The sequence below is a fragment of the Ruegeria discodermiae genome (assembly GCF_030758345.1).
Classification (GTDB): domain Bacteria; phylum Pseudomonadota; class Alphaproteobacteria; order Rhodobacterales; family Rhodobacteraceae; genus Ruegeria_C.
Genome location: NZ_JAVAMO010000007.1, coordinates 115,111 through 129,756, shown reverse-complemented (window position 1 = coordinate 129,756; position 14,646 = coordinate 115,111). Strand labels below are relative to the sequence as shown.

Annotated in this window: 13 protein-coding genes and 2 pseudogenes; 8 read left to right on the top strand and 7 right to left on the bottom strand. The window is 55.6% G+C overall.

Features of this window, described 5'->3' with window-relative positions:
• Positions 1 to 65 precede the first annotated feature (65 nt).
• Positions 66 to 551: an IS6 family transposase gene (locus tag Q5Y75_RS16545; protein ID WP_371933278.1), complete on the top strand. Its 486-nt coding sequence runs from the start codon at positions 66 to 68 to the stop codon at positions 549 to 551.
• A 2-nt stretch (positions 552 to 553) separates the two neighbouring features.
• Here the strand turns inward: Q5Y75_RS16545 and Q5Y75_RS16540 are convergent.
• Positions 554 to 1,486: pseudogene (locus Q5Y75_RS16540) on the bottom strand (IS5 family transposase).
• Positions 1,487 to 1,914: 428 nt separating this feature from the next.
• Here Q5Y75_RS16540 and Q5Y75_RS16535 point away from each other — a divergent pair.
• A complete protein-coding gene (locus Q5Y75_RS16535) occupies positions 1,915 to 2,322 on the top strand; it encodes a thermonuclease family protein (protein ID WP_306199454.1) in 408 nt (135 codons plus the stop codon).
• 579 nt (positions 2,323 to 2,901) lie between these two features.
• Here Q5Y75_RS16535 and Q5Y75_RS16530 read toward each other — a convergent pair.
• Complete coding sequence (locus Q5Y75_RS16530; RefSeq protein WP_306199452.1) at positions 2,902 to 3,834, bottom strand: nuclear transport factor 2 family protein; 933 nt, start codon at positions 3,832 to 3,834, stop codon at positions 2,902 to 2,904.
• Positions 3,835 to 4,552: 718 nt separating this feature from the next.
• Between Q5Y75_RS16530 and Q5Y75_RS16525 the strand changes: the two genes are divergently transcribed.
• On the top strand, positions 4,553 to 5,065 hold the full coding sequence (locus Q5Y75_RS16525; RefSeq protein WP_306199450.1) for a hypothetical protein: 513 nt from the start codon (positions 4,553 to 4,555) through the stop codon (positions 5,063 to 5,065).
• A 9-nt stretch (positions 5,066 to 5,074) separates the two neighbouring features.
• The gene (locus tag Q5Y75_RS16520) at positions 5,075 to 6,355 is read left to right on the top strand and encodes a glycosyltransferase family 4 protein (protein ID WP_306199449.1); all 1,281 of its coding nucleotides are present in this window, start codon (positions 5,075 to 5,077) and stop codon (positions 6,353 to 6,355) included.
• Positions 6,356 to 6,780: 425 nt separating this feature from the next.
• On the opposite strand, the gene Q5Y75_RS16515 is transcribed toward Q5Y75_RS16520, so the two are convergent.
• On the bottom strand, positions 6,781 to 7,761 hold the full coding sequence (locus Q5Y75_RS16515) for a hypothetical protein (protein WP_306199447.1): 981 nt from the start codon (positions 7,759 to 7,761) through the stop codon (positions 6,781 to 6,783).
• A 166-nt stretch (positions 7,762 to 7,927) separates the two neighbouring features.
• On the opposite strand from Q5Y75_RS16515, the pseudogene Q5Y75_RS16510 reads away from it, so the two are divergent.
• A pseudogene (locus Q5Y75_RS16510) lies at positions 7,928 to 8,506 on the top strand (transposase); the annotation flags it as partial.
• A 68-nt stretch (positions 8,507 to 8,574) separates the two neighbouring features.
• On the opposite strand, the gene Q5Y75_RS16505 reads toward Q5Y75_RS16510, so the two are convergent.
• Entirely contained in the window at positions 8,575 to 9,279 is a 705-nt protein-coding gene (locus tag Q5Y75_RS16505; protein WP_306199445.1) for an anti-sigma factor, read from the bottom strand.
• Positions 9,276 to 9,818, bottom strand: coding sequence for a sigma-70 family RNA polymerase sigma factor (locus Q5Y75_RS16500; RefSeq protein ID WP_306199444.1), 543 nt, complete (start codon positions 9,816 to 9,818; stop codon positions 9,276 to 9,278). The genes Q5Y75_RS16505 and Q5Y75_RS16500 overlap by 4 nt, the downstream gene beginning before the upstream one ends.
• Positions 9,819 to 10,315: 497 nt before the next feature.
• Between Q5Y75_RS16500 and Q5Y75_RS16495 the strand changes: the two genes are divergently transcribed.
• Both Q5Y75_RS16495 and Q5Y75_RS16490 read left to right on the top strand, forming a co-directional pair.
• Positions 10,316 to 10,978, top strand: coding sequence for an ArsR/SmtB family transcription factor (locus Q5Y75_RS16495; protein WP_306199442.1), 663 nt, complete (start codon positions 10,316 to 10,318; stop codon positions 10,976 to 10,978).
• Positions 10,975 to 12,174: an MFS transporter gene (locus Q5Y75_RS16490; protein WP_306199440.1), complete on the top strand. Its 1,200-nt coding sequence runs from the start codon at positions 10,975 to 10,977 to the stop codon at positions 12,172 to 12,174. The genes Q5Y75_RS16495 and Q5Y75_RS16490 overlap by 4 nt, the downstream gene beginning before the upstream one ends.
• 70 nt (positions 12,175 to 12,244) lie before the next feature.
• Here Q5Y75_RS16490 and budA read toward each other — a convergent pair whose 3' ends face one another.
• Together budA and Q5Y75_RS16480 are read right to left on the bottom strand one after the other, a co-directional pair.
• Positions 12,245 to 13,033 (bottom strand): acetolactate decarboxylase, encoded by a 789-nt coding sequence (gene budA, locus Q5Y75_RS16485; protein WP_306199438.1) that lies wholly within the window; start codon positions 13,031 to 13,033, stop codon positions 12,245 to 12,247.
• A 546-nt stretch (positions 13,034 to 13,579) separates the two neighbouring features.
• The gene (locus Q5Y75_RS16480; RefSeq protein WP_306199436.1) at positions 13,580 to 14,158 is read right to left on the bottom strand and encodes a hypothetical protein; all 579 of its coding nucleotides are present in this window, start codon (positions 14,156 to 14,158) and stop codon (positions 13,580 to 13,582) included.
• A gap of 131 nt (positions 14,159 to 14,289) precedes the next feature.
• Between Q5Y75_RS16480 and Q5Y75_RS16475 the strand changes: the two genes are divergently transcribed.
• Positions 14,290 to 14,646 (top strand): hypothetical protein, encoded by a 357-nt coding sequence (locus Q5Y75_RS16475; protein ID WP_306199434.1) that lies wholly within the window; start codon positions 14,290 to 14,292, stop codon positions 14,644 to 14,646.

Below are 14,646 nucleotides of genomic sequence, written 5' to 3'. Positions count from 1 at the left end.
TGCTCCCAACTGTCATTCCTACTTCAGTTCTGATAGCGCGCGCTCGGCTATGACAGGAGCAAACCGTGACAATCTCAATTAAAGGCGCGCATTTTCCAAAGGACGTTATCTTGTACGCGGTCTTCTTCTACCTGCGCTACGGTGTCTCATACAGGGATCTGGAAGAAATCATGGCCGAACGAGGCGTCGATCTGGATCATGCGACGCTGAACCGATGGGTAGGAAAATATGCCGGGCTCGTAGCGGAAGCAGCACGATATCGAAAGCGCACCGTGGATCGTTCTTGGCGTATGGATGAGACGTATGTGAAAGTGAAAGGTGAGTGGGTTTATCTCTATCGCGCGATCGACAAGTTCGGCAAAACGCTTGATTTCATGCTGTCCAAACGCAGAAACAAAGCTGCAGCAACGAAGTTTTTTGCCCGCGCGCTCGAAGCAAACGGGCTGCCGTGCAAGATCGTCATCGACAAAAGCGGGGCCAACACGGCCGGCATCAAAGCGGCGTTGTTGCGTAACTCCCACGTAAGGCGTGACGGCCCCTTTCCCCGCTGATGTTATGCCACACGAGTGATTTCGGCGGTGCCGAGAGCATTGAAGCGGTTCATGAGTGCCACGCGGATGTGAATTTCGGCGGTTTGTCAGCCGGGGTCTCTTGCTGCGATGCGCTCGCCGAACGCCTTGAGGCAACGCATCCTCGCCTCGATCCGGCTCTGAGCGTGATACCCTGTCCAGCGCTTCCAGAACGCCCGACCGTAGTGCCGGGTAGCGCGCAGTGTTTCGTTCCTGACCCGAGAAGCCGAGCAGTCGTCCTTCCAGGGTCGACCGTTCTTTCGGATCGGAATGATCGGGGCGGCGTCACGCTCAATGATGGCCGTGTAGCAACGGCGCGTGTCGTAAGCGCCGTCTGCGGTTACAGTCCCGATCTGTTCCTCCTCGGGGATCTGGTCGAGCAACTCTGGCAGGATCGGGCTGTCGCCATCACTGCTTGGAGTGAACTCGATGGCGCGGATGTCGGAGGTCGCCGTATCCATTGCCAGATGTACCTTTCGCCACTGGCGGCAACCACGCACGCCATGCTTGCGGGCTTGCCATTCGCCATCGCCGAGAAACTTGATCCCAGTACTGTCCACAAGAAGGGTGAGCGGGCCGTCAGCACGGCGATACGGGATCTGAACGGCCAAGGTTTTCTGTCGACGGCTAAGAGTGGAGTAATCGGGAACAGGCCAGTCCAGCCCGGCCAAGCGCAAGAGGCTGGCGACCATGCCCGCTGTCTGTCTCAGTGGCAGCTTGAACAGCACCTTGATCGACAGGCAGAATTGGATCGCCGCATTCGAAAAGACCGGCGGACGCCCGGGCCGACCCTCGTGCGCCGCGAGCCAAGTCATGTCCTTGTCCAGCCAGACAAGAAGTGACCCGCGTTTCTTGAGCGCAGCATTATAGTCAGACCAGTTCGTGACGCGGTAACGGGCGGATGATGGCTTACTCATTCGACCCGATTAACCATATGGATTCAGATTGTGAATCCTGCGCAGCTAGAGTTATTCAACAACGCCCATCACCAGATTACGTTGGTGCGCTTTGTAAATCGAGGATCTCAAGGACAGGAGCCGTCCCCCGCGAGCTTGTTCTTTGGCCCGGCCTCATCAACCATCACCAAGAGTTCGGTGATGGCCGGTTCTTGTGTATTAAGCCGGATTTCACCATCGAGTCAGTTTCACCCAAACAACTCGAAGAAGCCCTGGCCATGGACACTCAGCCCTAAATCTAGGCGCGGCTTGAACCGTGCCTCTCGCCTTGGAAACCGTTCAGGCACTGTTTGTCCGGCACGACACGGGGCAGGGGGCGAGTCTTTTGATGCCCATCGCCCACTTGCATCTGATCCTGCCTTTCTTTTGCATCAAGGAGTGCAGGGCGCATGAACAAGCTCCTTCTCTCCTGCGCAGTGCTGGCCGGTCTACTGATCGCTACCCATCACCTTGGCCAAACCACCAAGGTTTTTAGTGCCTCAGATGTGTTCGCCGTTGACGGCGATACGCTCGACCATGGCGATGATCGTTATCGCCTCGTCGGCTTCGACACACCAGAGACCTACTGGCCACAATGTGCTGCAGAAAAAGCCCTGGGCTTGAAAGCGAAAGCGCGGCTGACAGAACTCATCCAAAAGGCGGGCCAAATCAAGTTGATCATCGAACCCGATCTGGACGTGCATGACCGTTTTCTGGCGGTCGGCCGCGTCGCTGGAGAGAACGTCGGGAACATCCTGATTTCCGAAGGTCTCGCGCGGCCATACGGCGGCGGCAAACGCCTGTCCTGGTGCATCTGATCGGAGAATAAAATGCAGCAAGAGGAAGGACACTAATCGAGCAAAAAGCGGTCCTGTCGGTTGTTGGCGCAATCGACAGGACCTGAAACGCCCCAAGCCCGGGGCATTCCTCACATCAAGAGAGCAACTGTCTTATGCCTAAAACAGCATCACTCAATGCTGCCTCCAAGAATCATGTCGATACGGGCGGAGTCAACCGACGCGCCGCGTTTCGATTGAGCGCTCTGGCTGCGATTGGATTTCTCAGGTCCATCGCCTCGGACACTGTGATCGCTATGGGGGCTGTTCCATCCAGGCAGTGGATACCTGTCCGCAGCGGTGGGGCGCTCCTGAATCAAGGGCATCAACGGAGCTTCAAGACATCCGTCGCGGGCGTCCAGCGCTGCGCCCTATAATGCCTATTATGTTAAAAACCCCGTTTTTTCTCGGCCCTTTGCGGGACCGGGCGAAATGACACTCTATGAGTTAAGGATAAAGCCGCCGTTGGCGCGTGGCGCAGCGGATTCAACGAATGAGCCCATTTTTGACCGATGCTGCACTCAGTGCGAACGACGCCTTATCGGTGCTGAGGCCATTATTTCAACCGACGCTCAATAGCGTTCGAACCAATGCGGTTTGTGAGTTAATGCCCGTCTTTTCGTAGTTACGTGGCAAATGCGTTCTTGCAGTATTCTTGGTGATGCCAAGGGATTCGGACGCGGTGACCAAATTGTCACCTTGCACGATGTGCCGTGCAAGCAACATCTGTCCTTCGGACAGCCCAAAAACGGTCCTTGCCGTTTTCAAACGTGCATCGATATCACCGTCACTCTCGGCCTCTACAAAGGTCATACCGTCTCGAACAAAGAGAACGCAAACCACAACGCTTCCTTCTTCGGTTTCGCCAAGCACAACGGGAAGTCGGAAACTGCGACCGCTTTCAGCCACGTATCTATAGTGTTGAAAATAGCCATGTTGTTCACCCGCGCGTCCCAGAGCGGTTTGCAGGACTTTGTCCCACGAAGGCCGGGAGGCGCGCAGCCGATTATTGGAAATCTGAAGACCGAGGTGGCTATCAAGTTGCTGGCGCGCTTGTTCAGGAGCGCAGAGAATTTCACCTTTGGCATTTACTGCCAGTCTGTTTACGTCGACGTGCTGATGGCCACTAAGTACAAAAGACAGGTATAGAATCCGCCATTTGCCACCTGATCGTTCCAGCACTCTGGTCTCAAAGGTTTTTTCAATACGACCACTCACATGTTTCGAAGTTTCATAAAAAACCACATGGGCGATCTGGCCGCTGAGCGTGATGCTTACGTCAAAGCGTCTGATATCAGTGATCTGGCAGGCCGCTCCGTTCTCCATGACATCTTGCATATAACGGCTGAGTGCCTCCCACCCTTCAAGAACTGTAGATCCCAAGGAGGATGCAACGCATACTTCTCGTGCACGATCATCTTGAACCCAACACGCGGCCCAACCATCATAATCCTGTCGAACAAAACAGTCGGATTCACGCTCGATCACTGCCATGATAGCCGAATGTTCGGAACAGTCTTGCGTTGGTCGAGTCATCGATAGTCAGTTCTCATTCTGCTGCAGTATCCAGAATGGTCGACGCCACTTACCCGGGATTCGCTGTCGGGCTTTCCGAAAAACTGACCTGATAATGTGCAGCCAATTGCAGCTATGTCGATGGTAAAAATCTTCCTCGCCCAAATTGTTAGCCAGCAATACATCGGCGCCAGCTTTCGCGTGCAAAGGGTCCATTCAATTGGCTCCAAGAGGCTAATTTCGTTACCGCGATATTTACAGACAATTTGGCTGTGCGTTGTCATCCGAAGTGACCACGCGTACGGACTTTCCACAGCCCAGGCCGCTTAAAAGAGCACACCTTTCAGCTTAGTTTACAAGATGGCTGCAAAGTCCCGCACCTTTCCAATTCGATGATGTCATAGCCGAAGGGAGCCTTGCTGGTCAGCCGTCGTTCATTCATCAAGGGGCGAATTCTGGCTGTGAGCCCATAGCGGAAGTGTCATGATCTCGCTGTGTGTGCTCCCAGCAGGAGGTTCGCCGCAAATGCACTGATTTCAGCACTATCATGCAGCGGTCAGACCGGTCATTCTCACAGTCCACAGAAAGGATTGGCAGTCGGCAAGGCAACCGACCGATTTTGCTAGTGCTGTGTATCCGACCCGGAACAGTTCAAAAAGCAGACACCTATCGAACCGAGCGCAGGACGGGTTCCGCTGTGACCGGGCGCGATAACATATTCGTGAACGCTGAAACTATCTCCCTCCAGGCGCCGTTTCTTCGGGTGCTCGAAGAGAAATTCTGGCCCGCGTTGTGGGCGCCAATCCAGGAGGACATAGAAATGAGACCAAGGCTCAAAAGCGACGACATTGCGAAAGAACGGTACGACAAAATGATGTCCGGTGTCGACCTCGTCGATGACTTTCTACCGGACGAAGACGACATTGACGTGAGCTTGGGTACGGATGGCGGCGCCGACGGCGTTCCGATTGTGGTTGTCGATAACTCTGTCTTTGACGACGAACTCGACTTTGTCTTTGACGACCCCGATGCCAGTACGTCGACGCTGGACTTTGATGGCACTGACGACACCGACGCTGGCGCGTTCCTGCTTCTCGATCGCCCCGATACCACGCTCAATCGGGGCGCGAACGAACCCGTGCCGGAACCCGATCCGCTGGACCCGGGTTTGGCGGAGATGTTCGCGTTGCAAAACGATTTCGCGATCTGAGAACCAAAGATGGTGCAGAACAGCACATCCGCCGCTCCCGCGCGCCCGCCCCTTCTGCGGCAGGGGCGCGGCCTGCGGGTTGCGTTCATCGGGTCGAAATGCCTGCTCGACGATGCAAGCGGTGTTGGGCATTCGATCCGCTCGATCCTGGAATGCCTCGCCCGCGAGGGCGCCGAGGCAACCAGTTTCTCAGCCTCACTTTTCGATGCAATAGACGACGTTTCGTTCAGAGACCGGATCGGACGCAACGGCTACCCAATCCAGAATTGCGGAGGCAGGCTCCTCCGCGTTTCGCGTTCAGGCGTGCAGCATTTTGTCTTGCAGACGCAAAGCTCGCACATTCATGACCTGACCTGGCGCGACTCGGCCCGCTTCCACCGGGCCCTTGAGGGATACCTCGCCGCCAAAAAGTCCGAAATCGTCATCACCTATGGCAGCGGATCACATGCCAAACGGATGCATTCGGCGATCCGGGCCGCAGGTGCGCAACTGGTCTTTTATCTCGGCCATGCTGGGATAGACGGCTGGGACTGGTTCCTGCCGGGTGATCGGGCGATCTGTCCGTCTCAGTTTCTGGTCGATCGCTATAGCGCGCGCCTTTGTGGCCCGGTCGATGTCCTGCATCCAATTATCTCGTCGGACCGCTTCGTCAATGATCCCGCGACCGCGATCGGCGGACGGCCCGCGCCGCACCGTCGGGGCTTTGTGACCCATGTCAACCCGGTTCCGCACAAGGGTCTGACCATGTTGATCGCGCTTGCCCGACAGGCGATGCGCGAGAGGCCGGAAATGAAGTTTCTCGTATTGCAGGGGCAGATGTCGAAGGATGCTCTATGGCGGGACTCCATCGGCCTGGCATCGCTTGCCAATGTGACGCTGCTGCCTGTACAACGCGACATGGCCGCGGTTTATGCCAGGACCAACGTGCTCCTGATGCCGTCTTATTGCCACGAAGGGTTCGGCCGCGCTGCGGTCGAAGCGAGCTTGTCGGGTGTGCCGGTTCTGGCCAGCCGCCACGGCGGGCTACCTGAGGCTACCGGGCGCGCGGGCATCCTTCTGGATATTCCTTCCCATTGTATGTCCGACCCGCTTTACTTTCCCGATGAGCAAACCACCAACTGCTGGTGGGAAGCCCTGACGTCGATCTGGGACGACGAATGCGCCTATGCAACAGCGTCCAAACGTGCTCGCAAGGCGGGTCAGAAGTTCCATCCCAAACTGACCAGAAGCGCGATAATCGAGTACTTTCGTGGCATCGCGGCTGCTCAACCATCAATTGGGTTGATCTAATGAAGAGTAGCAGTTGTGCTGATAAATGTTTCACACGACCACAATGATTTACGACCTCAGATAGATGACGCTGCAAACGGCCGCTAGATTCTACGCTATGCAATCAACCTATTCTGTTCCAGGTTTGCTGATGGCAGACACGGCTTGGAGGCCAGGTAGAGCTTCAAATTCCCGGACGGTGAGATCATGAGTGGCTCTCCAGTGCAAGGATGACTCCTGCGTCTTGTTGCGCTGCAACTTGGTCGAGGTCTGCTTGCCAGCAACGTATCCTGTCGACAATCTGAACAGAGTCATCCAACCGCATCGCTGCCCGCGCAGCGACACGGTTTTGCGACCCATCTCTTGCAAGAAGGAAGGGATGGGGTCTTGGTTCTCCGATCATCGCCTCAAATTCGACAAATGTGCCGGATCGGAGGGTGTCTGGCTTAAAATAAATCTTCACCAATGACACCAAATGACGTCTGTCCGCTCGGATCAGTTTCGTACAGGTCAAGCCCCGCGACTAAGACTTCGTCGACATTGTTTGGCTGGTCGAGCTCATCAGATGCCCCGGGCACCAATGGTGTGGAAAACGCCGTCACGTCCGGCATTACATCGTCAGGCGCGTCCGGCCTCACAGGAGGTAGAGGTCTGAAGACGAAGCTATCGCCATCTGTGGCAGTAGATGGTGACAAACCGATGGGCTGGGGTTGCGTCTGCAACAGTGTGCCAAATGAGTCGAATATCTCGTCATGATACATGGAGACGTTCTCGTTCTCGTCATCGTCTGCGATGAAGACGTTTGACCAGCCAGCGTTTCCACTTACCTCGAAGTCGCCTATCTTGACGATATCAAGGCTGAATTCCTCATATCTCGTGCCATCGACGCGTTCGACCTCCTTGTCCCCCTTGAAGTGTACGGTGACCTCGAAATCGACCTGCCATAGTGGCTGCATGCCCTTTGGAGGATTTGGATCGTCGAAATCGGCCGATGGGTTCGCATTCGTGACATCATCGATCGAGATATCCGCAACAATCGCATCGCTTGCTGAGAAGTGGTATGTGCCAGACGACGTTGTCACCGTGACCCCGTCGAAGTCTTCGTCATTGGTATCGATGTGGCGGAGGTCGAGCTTGATCGCGAACGGCTCGCAACCGCACAGCTTTTCGAACTGCGCGTCGCTGATCCCGACATTGACATTGAAATCAACCTCGTTTGGTTCGCCAGGATCGCCCTCCTTATGAACGCTCCCTCCGACCCGATGGACGCTCCAATGGCGAGGGCCATCGTGGTCCGCGCTGGGGAAGCCCCATTCCATGTCGTCTTCATCGAGCTTCGGTTGATCCCCATCTTGCAGCATCGCGACGTTGTAAACCGCATCAATCGGACCGTTGTTCATTCTCAATAGCGTCTTATCAAAAGGCATTTTTGTCTCCTATTTCTTATCCAAATGGTGCCAATAGATACGGGCGACATGACGGAAAAGTTTCAGGGATACCTTGGCTGCGCGGTATATCGATGGCGTTAGAGCGCAGCTGCGCAAATTCCGGTCAGGGTTTCACTAAGTGAATCCAGCATGATAGCCGGGATGCATAAGCAGTTGGGCACCGGCGAAATAAAGACTACGAACTGGTCGGCTTAAAATGATGCGTTGAGGCTGCGCGCGGGTCGCTGGCGATCTGGTTCGATCACGAGATGACATGGACGCTGCCTCCGACTGGCAGACCTAGCCGCCAAACGAGTTTTGGTGAGGCCGCGATCCAGACCTGGGTGACGATGAAGGTTCTGGTTGGCATGCCGATTCGGAAGACGACCGGTTTCATGCAGAGCCTTCTGCAACTAGTCGGGCCGGATTGGCAGGTGCCAAACCATGGTATGCGGTGTCGCCGTCAACGGACGCTGGACGTGAACATCTCCAATCGCGGCGGCAATGGCCCGCTGAACTTGCTCATCGACAGTACTGGCATCAAGGCTGCAGGCGAAGGTGAATGAAACGCGCGCAAGCATGGCGGCCCAAAGCGGCGCATATGCTGCCGGAACTGCTCGATCAGATCCCGGCAGGCGATTAGGTTGGATCGGTCGCTGCTGACGCCGCTTACGACATCCATAGATGCTTAGAAGTGATTGCCGCTCGAAACGCCGCCACTGTCATCCTGCCGCCCAAGTCCGCATCGACCTGTTGAACGGTTATAACTCTCGGCGCATACGCGAGAGACGCGGCGCGAAGTATGAGACAGTTTCAGCCCGCCTGAAATAAGGCCGCATCAAAGAATTCGTCGGTTGCCAAAATGGCACCGGTCGGTGCGCCTGTGGGTGAGCCGCCTTCCGGTTCGTCCGAGACGGCGAGCGTTCCACCGTCGATCAAGGCGGCAATCTCAGGCGTGATCTCGAACAGGCTTTCCCGGTCAGCTGGTATCACCCCAAGTGAGACGGGCGCATCGGCATTCGCGTTGATTACCCAAAGTTCAAAATCCCGGCCCGCTGCCGGCGCGCCTTGTTCGGGGATCACTTTGAACAGGTTGCCATTCGGGGCATAGCCTGCCTCGATATGTACGGCCCCATCTGCCGAGATCAGCGTCGCATGCAGCGTTGGATCGAAGGCCGGGCCGCGCAACATCGGGCTGAATGCCAGGAACGCTGCAACTACAAAAGCAGCCAACGCGGAGAGGGAGAGCCAACCCCAGGCCCAACCACGCCTCGGACTCGTTTCCGCGCCGCTCAACTCTGCGAGCAGCTTCGAACGGATTGAAGGCGATGGCGCTTCCTCTGGCACATCTGCGGCCAAGGACGCAAACTCTGACTCCCAGAACCGCACAAGCGCGCGAAGGTCTGGCTCGGAGTGGAGTCGCAATTCGAATACCCGCTCTGCTTCCGCGTCCAGCAGGCGCAAGACGTATTCGGCGGCGAGCGCCTCGTCTTCCTGTACGTCCCTTTGGTCGCTCATCGAGACAGACACTCCTTCAATGATATCAGACTGCGGCGCAGCCAGGTTCGCATCGTGTTCAGCGGCACATCAAAGCGGTCCGCGAGCGCTTGGTAGGTCGCACCGTCGAGATATACGGCCCGGACAGCAGCGGCGCGATCCGGCGGCAGCTCATCAAAACAGGCGCTGATCCGTCGGTGCTCTGAAACAGCAATACTTGCAGCCTCAGGACCCGGACGTTTTTCGACAAGCTCGCCGATGCTGTCGAGATCCACATGGTTTTTCTTTTTGGCCCGCAGCCGGTCAATCGCCAGATTTCGCGCAACAGTGATGAGCCACGTCATCGGGCTGTGGCCTGTAACCGTGTATTGGTCGGCTTTGGCCCAAATCCGAAGATATACATCCTGCAATGCATCCTCGGCTTCCGACCTGTCCGTCAAGACACGGAGGCAAACTCCGAAAAGTTTCCCGCTTGTTGCATCATAGAGCAAGGCAAGTGCTGCCCTATCGCCAAGCGCGACCTTGCCAATCAACCCTTCGATGTCGTTGCGGTCTGTCATTCGCGCCTAGAGCTGTTCAAATAGCCTCTTTTCCTCATCTGCCTGACGAAATTGGCCCCGAACAGCAAACTCTTGCCGTCGAGGCCATCCTGCACCGGTATCAAACAACCCACTACCCAGCTGTCAATGGCTACATTCCAAGCGAAGCGGGAAACAGCCGCTTGACCTGCGGCAATCCCTGGCAACTTCAACTCAGCGAATAGACACAGTTGCTATAAACCTGCCTAGTTCTGTTTGTGCTGTCTGGATTCGAGGTCGACGGGCGACAGCACGCCGCTGTTCTTATGCTTGCACTTTGAATTGTAGAACATCTTGTCTCAAACGGAATAGTTGGTGCCGTCGCATGAAAATTCATCAGCGGACCCTGGTGCTCACACAGCGAAGCAGCAAGTAGAGCCGACCATCCATCTTCTGCAAGATTGCGAATTACGGATTCTGAGCCCCTTTCGGCCTTCGAATAAGCTCGTCAAAAATCACAAAGAATCATTTGCAAAGGTATGTTTGCAGTTTACTTTGACGACATGATCAACAAACGTCAACCAAAGCCAGCTCTGAAACATGACATCGCTGAGATCGTCCCAGACACAACAGCGCTAAAGGCGCTTGCCCATCCAGAACGGTTGCGCATGCTGGGTCTGCTTAGAGTTGAGGGTCCGGCCACGTCCACAAGTCTTGCGAAGCGATTGGGCCTCAATTCAGGCGCAACAAGTTACCATCTGCGGAAGCTCGCTGAACATGGCTTCATCGAAACCGCACCAGAACTCGGCAATAATCGGGAACGATGGTGGCGGTCCAAGCACGACATGACTGTTTTTGATGCTTCCGAGAAATCCGGAGATGCGCTGGAAGCGGGACTTGCGATGAGTCAGGCGGTGATTTCACAGCACATGGAGCATATTCAACGCGCCCTTGGCCAATATCGCTCGTTGCCGACCTCGTGGCGCAAGATGTCTACTGCGAACGACATTGTCATTCCTGTCACTGAAGATGAGGCGCGTGAAGTCAGCAAAGCTTTGATGACCACCCTTCGAGATGCCAATGCGAGGTATCCGCGACAGGACGCGCCTTTGCCGTCTGGAACTCGCAACTTCATGATTGTGTTGCATACATTTCCATTCCCGGAGCTTTCGTCTCTTGCGATAGATGACAATGAGCAATGAAACCTTCGCGCAGGCCGGTTGTCGCATTGCTTTTCGCTCAGGCATTTGCGCTGTCGGGCACGCGGCTCTCAATGATAGCAATTCCATGGCTCGTCTTGAATATGACCGGCAACCCGATGCTCACTGGCCTTACGGCTTTCGCAGAGATGCTTCCTTACGTCATTTCTAAGGGTCTTGGCGGGCCGCTCATTGACAGGCTTGGGGCTCGATTTGTGGCGGTTGTTGGTGAAGCGACTTCAGTGGTCGCCATTACATTGATCCCGCTTATTCACTTCGCCGATGTTTTGCATATCCATACACTAATTCCGGTGGTGATTGGGGTGGGTCTGCTGCGCGGACCAACGGATGCAGCAAAGCAGGCCCTGGTTCCGTTTGTCGCTGACACAGCAACGCTTCCGTTGGAGCGAGTGACGGGCCTGATAGGCACCGTAGACCGATTGGCAACCACACTGGGGGCCGGATTGGCAGGAGCCTTGGTAGCTTTTGTTGGTGCTGCGCCAGCGCTGATCATCAACGCTATTGCATTTTGCCTTGCTGGTCTTTTTGTCGCCTTTGGCATTCCACGCAGGAGCCGACATCTGGCCGATGCAGGTAAAAGCTATCTTTCCGATTTGCGCGAGGGTTGGAATTTCCTTACTGAGGATCCGGTCCTGGTCCGGATCGTCGTCATGATCGCTGTCACGAACTTGCTAGATCAGGCACTTATTTCCGTGATGCTTCCCGTTTGGGCAAGAGAATACGGAGGCGGTCCCGGTGCAATAGGTTTGCTCGTCGCGGTGCAGTCCGCATTTGCTGTAGCAGGCGCTGCCACAGCCGCCCGGTTTGGCGATAGAATGCCGCGACTGAAAACCTACACAATTGCATTCTTGATCGGCGGCGCACCGCGCTTTTTGATCCTTCTACCAGTAGTACCTTACGATCTCATGTTTGTTGTTCTTGCAGGTGCTGGGTTCGCAATTGGATTCATCAACCCTATCATTTCCGCCGTTGGTTTCGAACGCATGCCCGAGCCGCTGGTGGGCCGCGTAAGTTCGCTGATGGCCGCGCTTGCCTGGGCCCTGATTCCATTTGGCGGGCTATTCGGTGGAGCCGCTATTGCGCTCCTTGGATTACCGGCGACCGTGGTAGTAACGGCCGCAGCTTATTTTGCTGTAACCATGGCACCCATTCTCGCGCCGAGTTTCAGGAAGTTGTAGAGCAAAGACCTCCAACTTGGGGTTCCATGCTGGGGGATTGTCAGCTAGCGCTCCGAGGGCTCTCATCCATTCAGGATTCAGCCTTTCGAATGTCGTCAGCAGATGACCCTACTGCGATATCCGCGTCCGAGAACGTCTGACTTTCAGGCAGTTCCAGATGCAACACGGCGGTCTGATCCAATGCAACGCTCGCGGGTCCAACGGTATAGTCCAAAACATGACCACCGTAGGCCCGATCCTCATCAATGAAGTGGAGGTGATAGCCGGGCACGCCGATGCCGCTGGCATAGTCTGGGCACCGAAAGCCCACCATGGTTCCTTTGACATCACGAAACTCGTTCACGACCTGATCCACCACCACATCGAGCAGCGATTTGTATGGCGGCTCTTGCCGGACCACGTTTCGTATCTTCACGTAAGGAAATACCCCATCAATGCGGACGGCATAAAAGAGGTTCTTTGAGCCCTCAGAGTCCTCAAGCCTCGCTTCAAAGGGTTCCTTTGCCAATGGCGAAGCAATCTCCATCTCAACATCCGGAACGAAAAAGGTCACAGCGGCATAGGGCGTTTTGGTCTCCGCCTCGGCACGCGTGGCGTCACCTTTTCCCCTCGTCTGATAAATCTCACCATCCAAGACGATCATTTCACCATCGAGGCCACTAAATGTGCCAATCCCCGTATCGCCATGCTCCAGAAGGCTCCCAACCGAGACATTGCCCTCTAGTACGCCCTGCATGAGCGCGCTGACCATCGAAGTTTGGTAATACTCGTGCAGGTGCTTCTCTTGATGAAGTCGGTTCGGCCCATTTCGATGGATCGCGAGTGCATTCGAAAACACAATATCGGCGTCTTCTTTCATGACGGCTCCTGTTCGATGCTATCTCCTGCACGTTAGCACACCAAACCGGGCCAGTCAGAACGGGCTAATCAGGTTATCAGCGTCTGATTGGTTGGGTGGCGCTGCACCACATAGCCAAACCGCTAGAATTAGCGGCCATTGGCGGCGAGTTGCTGGCTGCATGGCTTAAACCATGTCGTCGCTTAAGTCTCTCGATCCTCTGTGATAGGCCTTAAGCGGCGGTTTCCATCAATATGACCCAGTATATTGGCAAGATTCTGCCAAACCTCAGACCATTGCTCAGGCAAACGAGTCCGCACCCCGACATTCCCGTATAAGTAGACTCACCATCCCCAATCCGTTCACATGGGGAGACCCAATGTGCAATCGTCTTTCAATTGCATTTCCCGTTCGGGAAGGTTTTGTCGAAAGTGATGCAACCATCCGCGTCGTCTGGCAGGAGCATCGCTGGAATACAGGCATGACCACGCGGTGTTGGTTTGTTGATCCTGCATCGGTCTGCGCTGAAGAGATTCAGGAGCGCGATATTTGCTATCAGCAGCCCGATCAGTATTGCACCCAATCCGTGTAGTCGAGGGTGCCCTGATAGTCGCTGTATTCCATCATTACCGCGCTACCGTAGAAAGATCTGAACCCGCCATATTTCGGCGTCGGAAGGTTCTGGTTGTTTGCAGATGTGAAGGATGCGGGCCATGGCTTGTGGGAGCCGTAGACGCGGACAATATACTGACAGCCCTGGATTTCATGGTCGCAGGACCGGACCGACCAGTCCCATTGGCGCGGCTCCTCCCGGCGCTCATAGGTTCGCCCCCTCCACCAGAGAACGCGGGTGCGCCGCAGCCAATCGTAGTCAGAGGAGGAAATATCCAGCGCCTCCTCTCCACCCTGCCCGCCCAGAGCAACGGGCGCAGCCGCATAGGTACAGACACCAAACGGCGGACGGCTTGGCCAGGGCGTGATCCGTCGGATCATCTCGGCATAGGCCGCAGAACACACTGCACTGGATGGAAAGTTCCCCGCCATACAGAGCATGATGGCGCAATCCATATCGTAGGCGCGTGTTTCTTGCGGTCCGATCGTCAGTCCGGCCGCAAAGAGAATTGAAGCAAGTTGCCTGCATATCATAAGAGCCTCCATCACCTGACTCGGCCAGTTTCCGCTTAAATCACGTATTGCGCAATATTGCATATTGCAAAGCACTGGCTTTGCGCGCAATCCTGCCAATTGTAAGAAGGGCTCCCAGAGGGGGAGCCCAGTTGCCGATAGCACGAGACCAGATTTTGATTACAATTGATGGGGTGAAAGACCTCATCAGTTCGGGAGTCGACTTCCGCTGTCGGTATGAGCTTGTCGAGTTCACGGACGATGGGAAGCCCCGCTATCAATGTGTCTACCTCCGTGAGGGAGAACCCGAGGCCATCCTGGTCTCAACCCGGTTCGGTCCCTACGGGCCGGATGCGCGGCTCTTCAATATCTGGCCGGGTCTCTTCAAGCATCACCTTGAATTCGGCGATGGCCGCTCTTTGTGTTTTGATACCGATTACAACATTGCCTTCGACCCTACCGGCGGAGGCCATGATCTTCGGACGGGACGGGCGCGTCAGAACAACTGA